This window comes from Longimicrobium sp. (assembly GCF_035474595.1).
Classification (GTDB): domain Bacteria; phylum Gemmatimonadota; class Gemmatimonadetes; order Longimicrobiales; family Longimicrobiaceae; genus Longimicrobium.
In genome coordinates this window covers 1-15,499 of sequence record NZ_DATIND010000120.1, presented here as the reverse complement: position 1 = coordinate 15,499, position 15,499 = coordinate 1, and the positions used below count along the sequence as shown (strand labels likewise).

General features: G+C 71.9%; 17 protein-coding genes. 11 read left to right on the top strand and 6 right to left on the bottom strand.

What is annotated here, in order from left to right:
- Positions 1–275 precede the first annotated feature (275 nt).
- Complete coding sequence (locus tag VLK66_RS21330) at positions 276–1,154, bottom strand: DUF4097 family beta strand repeat-containing protein (protein WP_325311505.1); 879 nt, start codon at positions 1,152–1,154, stop codon at positions 276–278.
- A 432-nt stretch (positions 1,155–1,586) separates the two neighbouring features.
- Between VLK66_RS21330 and VLK66_RS21325 the strand changes: the two genes are divergently transcribed.
- The 3 genes from VLK66_RS21325 to VLK66_RS21315 are packed head-to-tail and all read left to right on the top strand — an operon-like array spanning position 1,587 to position 3,712.
- Entirely contained in the window at positions 1,587–2,417 is an 831-nt protein-coding gene (locus VLK66_RS21325) for a CD225/dispanin family protein (RefSeq protein ID WP_325311504.1), read from the top strand.
- A gap of 1 nt (position 2,418) precedes the next feature.
- A complete protein-coding gene (locus VLK66_RS21320) occupies positions 2,419–2,844 on the top strand; it encodes a DUF2752 domain-containing protein (RefSeq protein ID WP_325311503.1) in 426 nt (141 codons plus the stop codon).
- Positions 2,845–2,872: 28 nt separating this feature from the next.
- Positions 2,873–3,712, top strand: a complete 840-nt coding sequence (locus tag VLK66_RS21315; protein WP_325311502.1) for a hypothetical protein — start codon at positions 2,873–2,875, stop codon at positions 3,710–3,712.
- Between the two features lie 275 nt (positions 3,713–3,987).
- Here the strand turns inward: VLK66_RS21315 and VLK66_RS21310 are convergent, their stop codons facing one another.
- Positions 3,988–5,835, bottom strand: a complete 1,848-nt coding sequence (locus VLK66_RS21310) for a dynamin family protein (RefSeq protein ID WP_325311501.1) — start codon at positions 5,833–5,835, stop codon at positions 3,988–3,990.
- Between the two features lie 519 nt (positions 5,836–6,354).
- On the opposite strand from VLK66_RS21310, the gene VLK66_RS21305 reads away from it, so the two are divergent.
- A complete protein-coding gene (locus VLK66_RS21305; protein ID WP_325311500.1) occupies positions 6,355–7,671 on the top strand; it encodes an amidohydrolase in 1,317 nt (438 codons plus the stop codon).
- Between the two features lie 93 nt (positions 7,672–7,764).
- Here VLK66_RS21305 and VLK66_RS21300 read toward each other — a convergent pair whose 3' ends face one another.
- The 3 genes from VLK66_RS21300 to crcB form a co-directional block, all read right to left on the bottom strand.
- Positions 7,765–8,337, bottom strand: coding sequence for a hypothetical protein (locus VLK66_RS21300; RefSeq protein ID WP_325311499.1), 573 nt, complete (start codon positions 8,335–8,337; stop codon positions 7,765–7,767).
- A gap of 29 nt (positions 8,338–8,366) precedes the next feature.
- Positions 8,367–8,852 (bottom strand): surface-adhesin E family protein, encoded by a 486-nt coding sequence (locus tag VLK66_RS21295; protein WP_325311498.1) that lies wholly within the window; start codon positions 8,850–8,852, stop codon positions 8,367–8,369.
- A 148-nt stretch (positions 8,853–9,000) separates the two neighbouring features.
- Complete coding sequence (gene crcB, locus VLK66_RS21290) at positions 9,001–9,462, bottom strand: fluoride efflux transporter CrcB (protein WP_325311497.1); 462 nt, start codon at positions 9,460–9,462, stop codon at positions 9,001–9,003.
- Between the two features lie 97 nt (positions 9,463–9,559).
- On the opposite strand from crcB, the gene VLK66_RS21285 reads away from it, so the two are divergent.
- From VLK66_RS21285 to VLK66_RS21275, 3 genes are all read left to right on the top strand, one after another.
- Entirely contained in the window at positions 9,560–10,153 is a 594-nt protein-coding gene (locus tag VLK66_RS21285) for a hypothetical protein (RefSeq protein WP_325311496.1), read from the top strand.
- Positions 10,154–10,355: 202 nt separating this feature from the next.
- Positions 10,356–11,255: a hypothetical protein gene (locus VLK66_RS21280; RefSeq protein WP_325311495.1), complete on the top strand. Its 900-nt coding sequence runs from the start codon at positions 10,356–10,358 to the stop codon at positions 11,253–11,255.
- Positions 11,256–11,265: 10 nt separating this feature from the next.
- Positions 11,266–12,093, top strand: a complete 828-nt coding sequence (locus VLK66_RS21275) for a hypothetical protein (RefSeq protein WP_325311494.1) — start codon at positions 11,266–11,268, stop codon at positions 12,091–12,093.
- A gap of 80 nt (positions 12,094–12,173) precedes the next feature.
- On the opposite strand, the gene VLK66_RS21270 is transcribed toward VLK66_RS21275, so the two are convergent.
- Positions 12,174–12,521, bottom strand: a complete 348-nt coding sequence (locus VLK66_RS21270; protein ID WP_325311493.1) for a toxin-antitoxin system HicB family antitoxin — start codon at positions 12,519–12,521, stop codon at positions 12,174–12,176.
- Positions 12,522–12,657: 136 nt separating this feature from the next.
- Between VLK66_RS21270 and VLK66_RS21265 the strand changes: the two genes are divergently transcribed.
- The 4 genes from VLK66_RS21265 to VLK66_RS21250 are packed head-to-tail and all read left to right on the top strand — an operon-like array spanning position 12,658 to position 15,452.
- The gene (locus tag VLK66_RS21265; RefSeq protein ID WP_325311492.1) at positions 12,658–12,912 is read left to right on the top strand and encodes a type II toxin-antitoxin system HicA family toxin; all 255 of its coding nucleotides are present in this window, start codon (positions 12,658–12,660) and stop codon (positions 12,910–12,912) included.
- Positions 12,909–13,130, top strand: a complete 222-nt coding sequence (locus VLK66_RS21260; protein WP_325311491.1) for a type II toxin-antitoxin system HicB family antitoxin — start codon at positions 12,909–12,911, stop codon at positions 13,128–13,130. Before VLK66_RS21265 ends, VLK66_RS21260 begins: the two co-directional genes overlap by 4 nt.
- The gene (locus VLK66_RS21255; protein WP_325311490.1) at positions 13,127–13,351 is read left to right on the top strand and encodes a type II toxin-antitoxin system HicB family antitoxin; all 225 of its coding nucleotides are present in this window, start codon (positions 13,127–13,129) and stop codon (positions 13,349–13,351) included. Before VLK66_RS21260 ends, VLK66_RS21255 begins: the two co-directional genes overlap by 4 nt.
- 19 nt (positions 13,352–13,370) lie before the next feature.
- Positions 13,371–15,452 (top strand): molybdopterin oxidoreductase family protein, encoded by a 2,082-nt coding sequence (locus VLK66_RS21250; protein ID WP_349260528.1) that lies wholly within the window; start codon positions 13,371–13,373, stop codon positions 15,450–15,452.
- The last annotated feature ends 47 nt before the right edge of the window (positions 15,453–15,499 follow it).

Here is a 15,499-nt window from a genome sequence, read left to right as displayed (position 1 = left end):
CCTCAGCGAACGTGCGGCACCGGCTATAGATCCTTCGGCCTGCAAATACCTGTGCAGATTCAGCTTGCACTGTGGCCGGCCTCAGGATGACGTCTCCCTAGTCTTGAGCGGAAATGCACAGGTAATCTCCAGATACGGTATTATGGATCCTTCGGCCTGCAGATGCTTGCGTTGAAACAGGTTGCGGCGTGGCCGGCCTCAGGATGACGTCATTTTCTCTGGGCGGCATCTTTGCTCAGCTGACGTCTTTCCTTGAATCGGCCCCGCAACCGCGCTCACCGGATGCGGCGGAGGGCCACGTCGCCGCTGACGGTGTGCACGCGCAGGGCCGGGCCGCCGCGCCCCAGCGTCCCGTGCACGTGCTGCCCCACCGCGATGCGCATCCGCCCGCGCTCCTCGCCGCGGCCGAGCTCCAGCGGGAAGTCGGAATCGATGCTCCCCGACAGCGTGCGCGCCTCGAAGTCCGCGTCGATGCCGGCGGGCACCTGCAGCGTCACGTCGCCGCTCACGGAGCGGAAGTCCAGGTCCTCGCCGCCGGTGCGCCCCAGCGTGGCGACCACGCTGCCGCTCACGGTTGATGCCTCCACCGGCCCGCTGGTGGCCACGCGCACGTTGCCGCTCACGCTGCGCGCCTGCACCGGGCCGCGAAGCGCGCGGGCCTCCACGTCGCCCGACACGGTGTTGGCCGACAGCCGCACCCCCGCCGGCACGCGCACGGTGAAGTCCACGCGCGGACCGTTGTCGCGGATGGTTCCCCCGCGCTGGTTGCAGGCGTCGCGCGGCTGGCCGTTGTCGCGATCGTCGTCATCATCGTCATCGTCCCGGCGCCAGCCGCCGTTGTCGTCGCTGGGGTAGATGGCGCAGATGACGGTGCCCGTGCCGCGGTGCACCACCTCGATGCGCACGCGCTCGGCCCCGCGCCCGGCGCGCACGCCGGTGACGGTCACCTGGTCGCCGTCGGTGGGTTCCGCGCGGATGTTGCCGACGATGTTGTTGATCTGGATGCGCTCGCCGTTCGCGATCCGCCCGCTCCAGCGGAAGTCGCCCTGCTGCCGCGCGGCGGCGGCGTGCGCATCCACCGGACCGGTGTGGGGACGCGCGGCCATCACGGTCATCATCGCGGCGGTCGCCGCCGTGCCGAGCATGCGGATCATCGGGAGTTTCGGTCGATGGGGGATGAGATGCCGGGGCGGGTGGGCGCCCCGGTGTCAGGCTCGGGAGATTGGATGCGGCGCGTGCGGGGAAAGGTTGGAACGCGCGGTGGGGGATGATGCCGCCGCGCGCCGATCCGCCGGTCCGAAACCATCCCGCGCGGCGGGACGTACGCGTCGTCCGGCGCGGGTGCGTGGAGCGCGGCGGTGCGGAAGCCGGGGCGCCGCTTGGGGATCGCGGCGGCGGGACGCGGCGGGAGGCGACAGGTGTTCACCTTGCGGACCGGCGCGGGGCCGCTCATCTTCAACCCCTGCTCCGGCCAAGCCAGCCGTGCGCTCCCCCGGTTCCGCCCGATCCCGTTTCCACGCACCCGACCACCCGGTACCACGCGCCGCTCTCAGGGCGGCGCACGTTCCTTCCCACAGGAGCAATCCATGGCCCTCATGACCTGCCCCGACTGCGCCAACCAGTACCCCGACGACTCGCCGTACTGCCCCAACTGCGGGCGCCCCAACCCGGCGCGCCAGGCGGGTGCCACCGGCGCCTCCGGCACCCCGGCTTCCGGCACCCCGTCGTCCGGTACCCCGGGCAGCAGTGAGACCCCGGCCAGCACCAGCTCCACCTACACCACCGGCTCGCCCGGCGGCACCGGCGCCTCCAACGCGAACCCCTTCTCGCCCGGGGCGGGCCCGGCCGGCGGCTCCACGAGCGGTACCGGCAGCACGGGCGGCTACACCGGCGGAACGGGCTCCACGGGCGGCTACACCGGCGCGACGGGGTCCACCGGCTCCACCGGCGGCGGCGCGTACGGCGAGACGCCGTCGAGCGGCGGCGGGTACACCGGCGGCGGCTACGCGGGCGGTCCGCAGCCGGGCGGCCCCGGCTACGGCCAGCCGGGCGGCGGGTACGGCGGCGGCGGGCAGCAGGGCGGCGCGTACGGCGGCGGGGGCGGGTACGGCGGGCAGCCGGGCGGGGGCTATGGCGGCCCGCCGCCGCAGCAGATCCCCAACTACCTGGTGCAGGCCATCCTGGTCACGCTCTGCTGCTGCCTTCCGCTCGGCATCGTGTCCATCGTCTACGCCACGCAGGTGAACACCAAGCGCGACGCGGGCGACATCCAGGGCGCGCTCACCGCCTCGGCCAACGCCAAGAAGTGGTCGATGATCGCGCTCGGCGCCGGCATCCTGGCGTGGATCATCTGGGGCGCGCTGTACGGCTTCGCCATGATGGCGGCCATCGCCGGCAGCGCGGGCGCGCCGAGCTGAGGTGCAGCTCCGCGCCGCCGCTCCACCGGTTCGCGCGCTGTGGGCCGCCGCCGCCATCGCGGCGGCGGCCCCTGCCGCGCTGGTGCTGTACCGGTACAACCCGCTGGCCGTAAGCTTCTATCCGCGCTGCATCCTGTTCGTGGCCACGGGCATCTACTGCCCGGGGTGCGGCGCGCTGCGGGCGGCGCACGCGCTGCTGCACGGCCGCATCCTGACCGCGCTGGACTACAACGGCCTGTTCGTGGTGGCGCTGCCGTTCCTCGCCTGGGCCATCGCGGCGCAGGGGCTGGAGGCCATCGCCGGGCGGCCGGTGCTCCCCACGGTGCAGCTGTCGGGGCGGATGGCGCGCGGGATCCTGTGGCTCTTCATCGTCTTCACCGTTCTGCGCAACATCCCCGTCTACCCGTTCAGCATCCTGGCGCCCTGACGGGGCCGCGCACCGCATCCCGGTCTCCATGCCCACCGTCTGCCCCGAGTGCGCGTCCCCGGTCGCCGCGGGCGCCGCCGTGTGCCCGCAGTGCGGGTTTCCGCTCCGCGACGCCGCGCCCGCGTTCGGCGGCGGGCCGGCGCGCCCGGCGCCGTCGGGGAGCAAGGTGGTGTACTGGGTGCTGGGGATCGCGGCGGCCGGGGTGATCCTGATGGTGGTGCTGGGGGTCGCCGCCGCGCTGGTCATCCCCCGCCTGCAGCGCGCGGGCGGCGAGGCGCGCTCGTCGGAACGCGAGGCCGACGCGATGCTGGAACGGGCGTGGACGCTGCAGCAGGTGTACCTCGTCCAGCACGGCAGCTACGCCCCGGACGTGGAGGACCTGCGCGGGGTGGGGTGGGATCCGCCGGAGTCCACCGGGGTCGGTCTCACGGTGGTGACGTGGGCACAGCACAACCTCTGCATGGAGGCCACGAGCGGCGGGACCGTGCGGAGCATCCGGAACGACGGCACGCTGGTGGAGGGCAGGTGCGCGCCGGAAGCCACGGACTTCAACGCCGCCGCGCAGGCCCGCCTCGTCCTGCAGGACGGATGGCGCCTGCTGAACGCATACCGCGAGACGCACGGCACCCTTCCGCCCACCCTGGCGGAGATCGAGCCGAAGATCGGGCAGCGGGAGGCGCTGGCCAGCGTCCGCCTGGGCTACCAGCGCTACGCGAACGGCGAGTTCTGCCTGTCGCTGCGGCCGAAGGGCGTGGTGGGCCCCGAGCGCAGCGTGGACCAGGACGGCCGTTTCTTCGGCGGCTCCGCCTGCTCCGGCCGCGTGATCGAGAGCTTCGCCTACGGGGCTCGCGCTCGCTCGGGCGGATGAGTGCGGAAGTGCGTGAGTGCGTGAGTGCGTGAGTTGGGATGACAGTCCTGACCTCGCCCCTCGGATCTGCTCATCTCGCCGGGCATTCAGAGCGCGCACCAATATTTCCGCCGCAGTCCCGCAGGGACTTCGTGCTTTTGTAGCCCCTGAATTCATTCAGGGTACCGGGGACAGCACGAACGATCGAGGGCCGCCGGTACGATCCGGCGGCCCTCGATGTGTATCGCACTCCCGCACTCCCGCACTCCCGCACTCCCGCACTCCCGCACTTCCCTCTATCGTCCCTCGATCTCCGACCGCAGCCGCAGCAGCGCGTCCTCCGCGGTGACGAGCTCGTTGCGGGCCTCGTTCAGCTGGTCCTGCTGGACGATGACGAAGCGGCGGTACGGGGCGATGGACTCGTTCACCTTGTCGGTGCTCTCGCTGATGGCCGCGTGCACCTGCCGCGTGAGCGCCTCCTTCAGGCGCGTCCGCAGCTCCGTGATCTTGGCCGAGAACTCCTTCTTGGCGTGCGCGCGCTTGGACGGGATCACGTACAGCCCCGTCACCGCCAGCGCGGTCGCCATCAGGATCCCCGTAAGGTCCGCCGCCGCGCCGGTGATCACCGTGGCCACCAGCGTCCCCAGCCCGATGGCGCCGACGCCGGCGACGAGGGTCGTCCCCGCGCCGGTGCGCACCTCCTCGGCCAGCTTGCGGGCCTCGGCCTCGCGGTTGTAGCTGCTCACCACCTCGCGGCTGGTGCGGCCGATGGAGTCCAGCAGCGCCTGGCGGTTGTAGCTGAAGCCGCCGCCCACCTCGCCGATCATCCCGTCGCGGTGGCGCGAGATCTGGCGCCGCTCGATGTACGAGCCCAGGTCCTGCCACAGCTTCAGGTTGCGCTCCACGATCCAGTCCACGATGCGTCCCACCTCGTCGTCGATCTCGCGCGGGGTGTCGCCCACCACCACGCGCTCGAAGTCGCGCCGGATCTGGTCGGAGCGCATCAGCGAGCGGATCTTGCCGAAGCGGATCTGGTCGTCGAAGAAGTTCATCCCCCTGAGCTCCATGTCGTTCAGCATGGAGTCCAGCCGTCCCAGCCGCGGCTCGAAGTCGCGCAGCATCTCCTGGTGGAACGCCGCCAGCTGCGAGTCGATGTTCTGCAGCGTCGACACGTCCTCGGCCAGCATCTTCAGCCGCTCGAAGGCCAGCGTCTTGTAGCGCCCGGCCAGCCGCAGCCCCACGTTCAGCGGGTTCAGCAGCTTCAGCCGCACGCGCTCCTGCTGGTCCAGCGTGTTCACCAGCCAGTCGTCCATCGCCGCGAAGCCGCTGGTCTGCCACCCCGCCTCGTCGCCCGCCTCCCGTGCGCGCTGCGCGAGGCGGGCGCTGACGGGAAAGACCTCGGGGGCCTCGCCCAGCACCGTCTCGGCGTTCTCGCGCACGAAGGCGATCACCTGCTGCTGCTCCTCGGGCTTCTCCAGCAGGTCGATCTTGTTCACCACCATCACCACCTTCTTCCCCCACGCGCGGATCTGCTCCAGGAACGAGCGCTCGCTCTCGGTGAAGGGGCGGTCGGCGGAGGTGACGAAGAGCACCAGGTCGCTGCGCGGCACGAAGTCGCGCGTCAGTTCCTCGTGCTCGCGGATGACGGCGTTGGTCCCCGGCGTGTCGACGATGCTGAGGTCGCTGAGCAGCGACGCGGGGTGCGTGCGCTCCAGCAGGTACGCCTCGAGCATGGTCTCGGTGACCGTGGGCCCGTGGCGGAGGAGGTTGATGCGGTCGGTGGTGGGCGTGACCCCCTCGGGAAGGACGCGCTCGCCGATGAGGGCGTTGATGAAGCTGGACTTGCCGGAGTTGAACTCGCCGGCGATGACCAGCAGGAAGAGCCCGGCCAGCGCCTCGCGCGCCTCGCGGAAGTGGCGCAGGTCGTCGGCGTCGGCGTCGGTCCCAAAGCGCTCCAGCGCCACGGCCAGGCGGTCCAGCAGCTCGGACTCGCGGGCGCGGAGGTCGGCTTCCTGGTCGCTGAGCAGCCGGTTGCGCCGCATCAGCCGGCCGATGATCCCGCGGCGCGCGGGGGGCTGCTGCGGTGGGGTTTCGGGAAGCTCGTCGCCGGTCACGTGGGGAGTTCCGCTGGTGCGCTGGATCATCGGGCCGCCCTTCTCGTCGGAAATCGCATTCCGGCAACAGGTTGGGGCGAAGTCGATGCAAGGCCGGGGCCGTAGGAAGTGCGGGAGTGCGGGAGTGTGGGAGTGCGGGAGTGCGCTGGATCGGTGAGCCGCGCGGTAATTGTGCGGAACGAAGTCGGTGCCCGCCGCGGGCCCTCTCCCCGCGCCTTAGAGCGCTCGCCCTCTCCCGTACCGGGCGAGGGGGCGGGGCAACATCGGCGCGGCCTGCACAACCTGGCTCGCGCGAATGGCTGCGGTGTGTCGGGAGAGTCGGGGTGAAGCGGTTCGCCAGGCGGGCAGGACGCCGAGCCGTGGCGCAGATGCTCGCAAGCTACCTCTCCCGGTACGGGAGAGGTGGACGGCCTTGGCCGGCCGGAGAGGGCGCGAGGCGGAGACCGCGCTCCGCAGCTTGGCACTCCCGCACTTCCGCACTTCCGCACTTCGCAGCATCTTCCGACACATATCCCCCGAATCTCCATCCACGATCCCCGAGAGACGCAGATGAAGCCCGTCCTTCGCGCGCTCGCGCTTGCCGGCGCGGTGCTGGCGCCCCTGCCGCTGGCCGCGCAGCAGTGGGACGCCGCGGTCGCCGCCGCCGCGTCCCGCGTCGCGCCGCAGATGATCGCCGTGCGGCACGACATCCATCAGCACCCCGAGCTCTCCAACCGCGAGTTCCGCACGGCCCGCCTGGTGGCCGCGCACCTGCGCTCGCTGGGGTTCGAGGTCGATACCGGCATCGCCCACACCGGCGTGGTGGGCATCCTGCGCGGCGGGCGGCCCGGGCCCGTCGTTGCCGTGCGCGCGGACATGGACGCGCTGCCGGTGAAGGAGGATACGCCGTATCCCTTCAGGTCCACCGCGACCGGCGAGTACATGGGGAAGACGGTGGACGTGAGCCACGCCTGCGGCCACGACGTGCACACCGCCGTGCAGATGGGTGTCGCCACGGTGCTGGCGGGGATGAAGGACCGCGTTCCCGGCACCATCGTCTTCCTCTTCCAGCCCGCCGAGGAGGGCGCGCCTCCGGGCGAGGAGGGCGGGGCGAAGCTGATGATGCAGGAGGGCGTCTTCAACCGCTGGCACCCCACCGCCGTCTTCGGGCTGCACACCTTCGCGCAGATGCAGACCGGGAACGTGGGCTACACCCCCGGGCCGGCCATGGCGGCGTCGGACCGCTTCACCGTGAACATCCACGGGCGGCAGGCGCATGGGGCGTCGCCGCAGCTGTCCATCGACCCGGTGGTGATGGCCGCGCAGGCGATCCTGGCGCTGCAGACCATCCGCTCGCGCAACCTGTCGCCCTTCGAGCCCAGCGTGCTGACGGTGGGGATGGTTCGCGGCGGCGAGCGCTTCAACATCATCCCGTCGGACGTCACGCTGATGGGCACCGTGCGCACCTTCGACCCGCGCGTGCAGGACGAGATCGAGCGGCGGATGCGCGAGATCCTGGATGGGGTGACGAAGGGCGGCGGCGGGACGTACGACATGGAGTACCAGCGGACGACGCCGGTCACCGTGAACAACCGCGAGCTGTCGGACCGGATGCGGCCCACGATGGTGCGGTTGATGGGCGCGCAGAACGTGCTCGACGTGCCGCCGACCACCGGCGCCGAGGACTTCGCCTTCTTCTCCAACGCGGTGCCGGGCTTCTTCTACCGCCTGGGCACGGTGAAGCCGGGCACCACCTCGGGCGACCACCACACGCCCACCTTCCAGGCCGACGACGACGCCATCCCCATCGGCATCCGCATGATGTCCACGCTCCTGCTCGACTACCTCAGCAGCGGCGGCGTTCGCGCCTCCACCGCGGCGCGGTGATGCCGTAGCGGAGATGGTTCCACGCAGAGACGCCGGGCCGCGGAGAAGATCGTGTACTCCGCGGCCCGGCGTCTTTGCGTGCGGCCTGCTTCTTCAGTGCCGCGGGCGGCGGACGACGTAGTCCACGATCACGGCGCCCGCGGTGCCCGTCACCAGGCTCACGATCGAGGCGGTGTCCACGTCGCCCTCGGGGTCGGTCAGCAGGATGGGGAGCGCGCCGACGGCGGCGCCGGCCAGCGTGGCCGGGAAGCTCCCCTTGCTGTCGTGCGTCAGCCCGCCCAGGTGCGCGCCGGTCGCGGCGCCCAGCGCGAGACCCGCGAACGCGGTCATGTACTCGGCGTTGTCCGGTCCGTTGCCGCAGTCGCGGCCCTCGTCGCTGCAGTCCAGCCCCACGAACCCCACGCCGTACCCCACCGCCGCCCCCGCGAACGCCATCGCCGCGGAGAGGGGGATCGAGTAGTACAGGTGCGGCGGGCGCGGCTGCATCCGCGTCGCCAGCTCACGCGCGGGATCGGCCGCGGGGCGCAGCGCGAGCGGCCGCATGCGCGCGTCGGCGAGACGCGCCTGCGCGGGGAGGAGCAGGCCGGCGGGCGCCTGCGCGCGGGCGGGTGCGGCCAGGCAGGCGAGCGCGGCGGCGCCCGCGAGGGCGGGGATGCGGAGTCTCATCGTCGGGGGGGCAGGGTGTGGGTGCCAGGTCATTGCTTGAACATCAGGATCGTGCCGATGCGCAGGCAGAGCGGGCGGCCGATGCTGGACAGGAACGCGTGCTCCTGGAAGGTCTTCCACTCCTGGTGCGGATATGCCTCCGTCTTGAAGACCCTGCCGTTCCGGTCCAGCGCGCTCACCTCCAGGTCGCGCGCGCGGCCGTGGTCGCAGTCCAGGTCTTCCACGATCTCGGCGCCGTAGTAGGGCCTGCCGGGGCCCAGCGACATCGGCTCGGCGTACTCCCAGCGCAGCGTCAGGTGCATCGCCTCGGGGGTGCGGCGGATGTGCACGGTGTCCACGTACATCCCCGTTCCGCCCATCACCATGATCTCCGCCCACTGCGGCCCGCGCCCCGCCGCCCGCAGCGCCAGCGAGTCCGCCTCCGCGCGGGACGGCGCCTGCGCCTTCAGCGACATCGGCACGCACCCGAGGAATGCCGCCGTCAATACAGCGTAAACCCGCTTCAGGACCATCATCTCCCGTCTGTCCGAAAAGAATGGAAACCGGGTCGGGGGCCGGCTTCCGCACCGGCGGCTGAAGCCGCAGCAACAACCACGGGAAGCCTCGCAAACCGCGCGAGGCTGACCCGCTCGCCATCGGCGCTCACGGCCGCCAGCTCCGGTATCACAGCCTGGGGCGGAACGCCGCGCCGGCGGCCGCCATCCCGGCCAGGATGGCGACGAGCCCCGCGGCCACGCTCCCCAGCGCGTACGCCATCCCCCGCCCCCACTGCCCGTCCTGCAGCAGCGCGACCGTCTCCAGCGAGAAGGTGCTGAAGGTGGTGAACGCCCCGCAGAAACCGATCGTGACCATCCCCCGCACCTCGGGCGACACCGGCATCGTCTCCGACGCGCGCACGGCGAAGCCCAGCACGAACGAGCCGGCCAGGTTGATGATCAGCGTATGCCAGGGAAAGTCCGTCCCCGCCCAGGTGGGGATCCACTTGCCCAGGCCGTAGCGCGCCAGCGTGCCGGCGACGCCCCCGGCGGCGAGGTAGAGGAGGAGCAGGGGAGGTGCGAGGGTGCGAGGGTGCGAGAGTGCGAGAGCGACGGACAGGAGATTCGGGGTGCGGGGCGGCGGGCGCAAGCGGCTTACAACCATCCGCGGCGACGGGGCATCAGACCGGGGGTGGGCGCGCGCGGGGGGCGCGTGTCCCCGTTTTCCGGCAACGAAGGGAGTGTCCATGCGCCGCATCTCGTTGGGACTTGCCGCACTGCTGGTGTTCACCGCGGGCTCGCTGAACGCGCAGCGCTGCCGCCGCTACGAAGGCGGCCGCGTGGTCGTCTGCGAGCGCGAGCGGGACCGCGACCACGATCGCGGGCCGCGCCGCCGCGACCACGGCTGGAACGGCGCGCCGGTGGAGTTCGGCATCCGCGGCGGGGCCGACTTCCGCGACGACCAGGGGAGCGTGGGAACGCAGGCGCGCATCCCGGTGCCGCTTCCGGGCGCGGCCATCGCGCTGGCGCCCAGCTTCGACGTGTTCTTCGGCGACCGCGACGGCGCGGCGCAGTGGCAGGCGAACATCGACGCGCTGATCAAGCCGTACCAGCTGGGCGGCCTGTACGGCGGCGGGGGCGCGGCCTTCCTGCGCCGCGACTTCGACGGCGACCTGAGCGACGAGACGAAGGCCGGCTTCAACCTGCTGGCCGGCATCGACGGCGGCCGCATCAACGGCAGCGCGCTGCGCCCGTTCGCCGAGGCGCGCTGGACCTTTACCGGCGACTTCCAGGCCTTCCGCATGACGGCCGGCTTCAACGTCCCCATCTCGGGGAGATGATCAGCGGGTGATGGATCGTCGGGATGGACGACGCGAGGCGCCTCGAGGTTCGGGGCGCCTCGCGCCGTTCATCTCCGCTCCCGCGAACCGGTGATGCGGACGATGCCGATGCCGGGGCGTCGCCTGGCGGCTTGGCCGCACCTGTTTCCGCTCCTATCTTGGCGTCGGGGTGGGCCGTCTCACCTTCCCGCCAGGCCGCCGAATGACCACGCTCGCCGCCGCGCTCCTCGTCTTCCAGTCCACCGCCGCGCCGCTCCCCACCGGCCAGATCGTCCTGGCCACGTCGTCGGTGCGCACGGGCGACGCGATTCCCGCGCTGCTGGTGCTCTCCGCGCCCGACACCGTTCAGGCGCTCGCGGTCTCGGGGTCGCTGGCCGCGCTCCCCGCGGGGCTGCTGTGGTGGCGCGGCGCCGCGGAGGGGTGCGGCCGCCCGCCGCGGGACGCGCGCGCCGTGCTGGAGTGGAATTCAACCGTGCGCGGCGACGAGCCGCTGGCCCTGTGCGTCCGCGCCGGCCGTACGGGGGCGCTGCGGCTGGCGGCCACCGTTCGCGCCCTGCAGCCGGACGGAACCTGGCGCACGCGGTCGCTGGTCAGCGACGCCGCCACCGCGTCCGAGCCGTTCATCTCCTCCGACCTCCTGCTCGCCCTGGTCACGGCGGTGCTCGGCTTCCTCTTCGGCGTCGCGGCCAACCTCATCCAGCTCGGCCGCCAGCAGAAGGGCGAGCGCGAGAAGCGGCGGATGGAGATGGAGGAGGAGCGCGCGGCCGGGCGCATGGAGATGGAGAAGAAGGTGTTCGGCAGCCTGACCGCCGAGGTGCAGAAGAACGCGGACGCGCTGCGCGCCTACATCGCCGCCCCGCCGCAGCAGGGCGAGAAGCCGCTGCAGCTCACGCTGGCGGGGATGCAGGCCGTGCTGGCGGACCCCGCCCTCGCCGCGTATCTCCGCGACGGCGAGGGCCACGCGTACGGCGACCGGATGCGCGGCGTGTACGAGGTGCTGGGCCGGTTCAACCGCGCCGCGCGCGCCGAGCCGGACCCGGTGCGGCGCCGCGGCCTGGCCGAGGAGGCGCGCGAGCGCATCGAGGCCGCGCTGCAACCCTGAAGGAGGCGCCATGTCGTGCTTCTACTGCTGGCAGGAAGGCATCTCCACCGAGGAAAAGGGGAGCTGCGGCTACGCCGGATGCACGCTGGAGATCTGCACGCCGCCGTCGGGGCGCTTCGACGGCGACTTCCACGGCGAGGTCTGCGGCTGCGGCTGCGGCGCGCTGGTGTGCGAGCGGCACCTGCGCGACCACGCCGCCCAGGCGCACGGGCGCGACGATCCCGGCGGCTGCTTTCCCGCCCTGTGGGCCCGCGTCAGCGGCGCCGGGCTGGGCGGCGCGTCCGCGCTCCTGGCCGGGCGCGGCGGCGAGCCGAACGCGTGCAACCGCTTCCTGAACGCCGTGGTTCCGCGCGACTCGCTGCTGCGGCTGGCCGGCGGGCTCTCGTCCGCGCTGGCCACGGTGGAGCAGATCCCGGGCGGCGCGTACGTGCGGTTTGCGCGGGAGTTCTACGTCCCCGCAACGGCGCAGCGCACGGCCGCCCTCGCGGTGCGCGAGCTGGAGCACGCGGCCGCGGGGATGGCGCTCCATCCCGAACGGGCCGAATGGGTCCGCCGGGCTACGCGGCAGCGCGGGGCCGTGGGGCGCGTCGGCGAGGCGGTGGAGCGGATGCTGCGCCGCAGCGGGATCGTGCGCCCCCGCGACGAGGTCGAGCCGTCCTCCAGGGGCGCCGCCGGGATCGTGATGGGCCAGGTGAGGATCACGCGCAGGATCGCCGATGCAGTGGACCGCCATCGGGAGGTTCGGGACCTCCATCCCAGCGAGCTGGCCGCCTGGATCGCCGCGCCGCACACGCAGGAGATGGATTCCTCCGTCGGGATCGCGACCGCCAACGCCTGATCCGGTTGCCGGCCCTGCGCGTCCACGAAACACGAAGGGGCGCCCTATCCGGAGCGCCCCTCCACTTTATCGGCTTGTATTCAGGGCCGCCGGTCGAATTCCTCTGGATCTACCGCGGGGACCTGCGCGAGCGCGGCCTCGTACTTCGCGCGGCTTCCGCGGCGGGCCCGCTCCTGCAGGTAATCTTCCGTCATCAGCGCCGCCATCTTCTCCGCCACGGCCGTCGCGATGAACTGGTTGATCGAGATCCCCTCCTGCAACGCCAGCTCCTTCACGCGGCGATGCAGCGATTCCGGAAGCCGAAGACTGAGCGTGCTCATCGATAGACTCCTATCCTCCTCAGGAACTCCCCCGGCGTGATCGCCTCGATGCCGAGCCGCTCGCAGCCCACGAAGTCCCGCTGGTTGTACGTACGATGAACCGCGCACGCATCCGCTGCAAGGTTCAGAATCAATGTCGGGAACGGTCCGGATAGCTGGAAGATGGAGGGTGTGGCGATGAAGCCCAAAACGAATAGAGTGCGCACTCGTTTTGTCTGCATCGTACACTTACCTGCCGGGGACGATGAGCTCCAGACACGAGCGAACGCTGGCCGCGGTCTTTGAAGAGCCGACCCGCGCCAACATATTGTGGAGTGACATCGCTGCGATGCTGGTGTACTACGGGGCCACGCTGCGGGAAGGAGCAGGTTCCCGGGTACGGGTCTCGATGAACGGGCACCGCGTCACCCTGCATCGGCCGCATCCGCAGAAGGAAGCGAACCGGTACACCGTTCGCGACGTGCGCGCTTTCCTTATCCTGAACGGGATCGTGCCATGAAGTACAAGGGCTACACCGGGAGCTACGAGTTCGACCCGGACGAGGGCGTGCTCCACGGGCACGTCGACGACATCGAGGACATCGTGACCTTCGTCGCGGACAACGTCACCGACCTCGAACGCGAGTTCCGCATCTCGGTCGACGATTATCTGGAGTTCTGCGCCGAGGACGGCGTGGAGCCTCAGAAGCCGCGCGAAGCGCAGAGACGCGCGTCGTGATCTATCGAGACTACACGGCCTCGTACGAGTTCGATGCGGACGACGGGGTGCTGCACGGGCGCGTCGAGGGAATCCGCGATATCGTCACGTTCGAGGCGGAGCGAGTGGAAGATCTCGAGCGCGAGTTCCAGATCAGCGTCGACGTCTATCTGGAGCACTGTGCCCGAAAGGGGCGCGAGCCCAACCGGCCCGGCGAGCAACGCAAGCGGGCGGCATCCTGACGTGACTCCCCTTCCCCTGATCCGCGACGGCGTGGTGCGCGGCGCCTGCCCGCACGACTGCCCGGACACCTGCGCCATGCTGGTGCACGTGCGGGACGGCCGCGCCGTGCGCGTGCAGGGCGACCCCGCGCACCCGGTGACGCAGGGCTTCCTGTGCACCAAGGTGAACCGCTACGTCGAGCGCACCTACCACGCCGACCGCCTCACCGTCCCGCTACGCCGCGTCGGGCCCAAGGGCGAGGGGCGCTTCGAGCCGGCCACGTGGGACCAGGCGCTGGACGACATCGCGCGGCGGCTGAACGCGATCCGCTCCGGGCCGGACGGGCCGCAGGCGATCCTCCCCTACTCGTACGCGGGGACGATGGGGCTGGTGCAGGGCGGGTCGATGGACCGGCGCCTGTTCCACCGCATCGGCGCGAGCCTGCTGGCGCGCACCATCTGCTCGGCGGCGGGGAGCGAGGGGTGGCGGGCGACCTACGGCGACCGGCTGGGGCCCACGCCCGAGGAGGCCGAGCACGCGCGCCTCGTCCTGCTCTGGGGGACGAACACGCTGACGTCCAATCCCCACCTCTGGCCCGCGCTGCGGCGCGCGCGGAAGCGGGGCGCGCGACTGATCGCCATCGACCCCATCCGCACGCGCACGGCGGCGCAGTGCGACCAGTGGCTCGCCATCCGCCCCGGTACCGACGCGGCGCTGGCGCTGGCGATGATGCACGTCGCCTTCCGCGACGGGCTGGCCGACCTCGATTACCTGGCCGCGCACACCGTCGGCTGGGAGGCACTGCGCGACCGCGTGCTGGACGATTGGTCTCCCGCGCGCGCCGCGCCGACCGTCGGCCTGGCGGAGGGGGAGATCGAGGCGCTGGCGGCGGCGTACGCCACCACGCGCCCCTCCTTCATCCGCCTGAACTACGGGCTGCAGCGCCACGCGGGCGGGGGGATGGCGGTGCGCGTCCTCTCCCTCCTTCCCGCGGTCACCGGCGCGTGGCGGGACGCGGGCGGCGGGGCCACGCTGTCTGTGAGCGGCGCGTTCAAGCCGAATGGCGCGGCGCTGGAGCGGCCCGAGTGGGTGCCGCCGGGAACGCGCACCATCAACATGGTGCAGCTGGGCGACGCGCTCACCCTCTCCGACGCGGGCGTTGGCGGGCCGCCGGTGAAGGCGCTGGTCGTCTACAACTCCAACCCCGGCGCCGTCGCCCCCGACCTGCGCAAGGTGCGCGAGGGGCTGCGGCGCGAGGACCTGTTCACCGTGGTCCTGGAGCACTTCCGCACGGACACGGCGGACTACGCGGACTGGGTGCTCCCCGCCACCACGCAGCTGGAGCACTGGGACGTCCACACCACGTACGGCCACCTGTACGTCACGCTGAACCGCCCGTCCATCGCCCCCGTGGGCGAGAGCCTGCCGAACGCGGAGATCTTCCGGCGGCTGGCGGCGCGGATGGGGCTGGACGATCCCGCGTTCCGCGACGACGACGTCACCCTCATTCGCCAGGCGCTGGACTCGGCGCACCCGTGGATGCGCGGCATCACCCTCGAGCGGCTGCTGGAGGAGGGTTGGGCGCGGCTGGACGTGCCGCGCGACTGGCGCCCGTACGCCGACCCGCACCCCAGCACGCCCACGGGGAAGATCCAGATCGTGGCGCCGGAGCTGGCTCGGCTCGGCCTCGACCCGCTCCCCACCTTCATCCCGCCCGCGGAGAGCGTGGAGGCGGCGCCGGAGCGCGCGGCGGCGTTCCCGCTGATGCTGCTGTCGCCGCCCGAGCACCCGTTCATGAACTCCACCTTCGTGAACGTGCCCGCGCTGTCGCGGGCGGCGGGAGAGGCGAAGCTGCTCCTGCACCCCAACGAGGCGGCGGTCCGCGGGATCGCGGAGGGCGACCGGGTGAGGACCTTCAACGACCGGGGGGATTTCATCGCCCGCGCGGTGGTGACGGAGGACGTGCGGCCGGGCGTGGCGGTGAGCTACGGCGTGCGCTGGGCCAGCCGCTCGGAGGATGGATCGACGGTGAACGACACCACCTCGCAGCGTCTGTCCGACCTGGGCGGCGGCGCCAGCTTCTACGACAACGCGGTGGAGGTCGAGGCCGCGGCGGTGTGATCCATCTGCCGAAAAACAGAAGGTTTGCACGCAGAGACGCGGGGGGG

Excerpts from the sequence above, each read along its gene's own strand:
- VLK66_RS21330 (WP_325311505.1), bottom strand. The coding sequence starts at position 1,154 with ATGATCCGCATGCTCGGCACGGCGGCGACCGCCGCGATGATGACCGTG.
- VLK66_RS21325 (WP_325311504.1), top strand. The coding sequence starts at position 1,587 with ATGGCCCTCATGACCTGCCCCGACTGCGCCAACCAGTACCCCGACGAC.
- VLK66_RS21315 (WP_325311502.1), top strand. The coding sequence starts at position 2,873 with ATGCCCACCGTCTGCCCCGAGTGCGCGTCCCCGGTCGCCGCGGGCGCC.
- VLK66_RS21310 (WP_325311501.1), bottom strand. The coding sequence starts at position 5,835 with ATGATCCAGCGCACCAGCGGAACTCCCCACGTGACCGGCGACGAGCTT.
- VLK66_RS21305 (WP_325311500.1), top strand. The coding sequence starts at position 6,355 with ATGAAGCCCGTCCTTCGCGCGCTCGCGCTTGCCGGCGCGGTGCTGGCG.
- VLK66_RS21300 (WP_325311499.1), bottom strand. The coding sequence starts at position 8,337 with ATGAGACTCCGCATCCCCGCCCTCGCGGGCGCCGCCGCGCTCGCCTGC.
- VLK66_RS21295 (WP_325311498.1), bottom strand. The coding sequence starts at position 8,852 with ATGATGGTCCTGAAGCGGGTTTACGCTGTATTGACGGCGGCATTCCTC.
- VLK66_RS21285 (WP_325311496.1), top strand. The coding sequence starts at position 9,560 with ATGCGCCGCATCTCGTTGGGACTTGCCGCACTGCTGGTGTTCACCGCG.
- VLK66_RS21280 (WP_325311495.1), top strand. The coding sequence starts at position 10,356 with ATGACCACGCTCGCCGCCGCGCTCCTCGTCTTCCAGTCCACCGCCGCG.
- VLK66_RS21275 (WP_325311494.1), top strand. The coding sequence starts at position 11,266 with ATGTCGTGCTTCTACTGCTGGCAGGAAGGCATCTCCACCGAGGAAAAG.
- VLK66_RS21265 (WP_325311492.1), top strand. The coding sequence starts at position 12,658 with ATGAGCTCCAGACACGAGCGAACGCTGGCCGCGGTCTTTGAAGAGCCG.
- VLK66_RS21260 (WP_325311491.1), top strand. The coding sequence starts at position 12,909 with ATGAAGTACAAGGGCTACACCGGGAGCTACGAGTTCGACCCGGACGAG.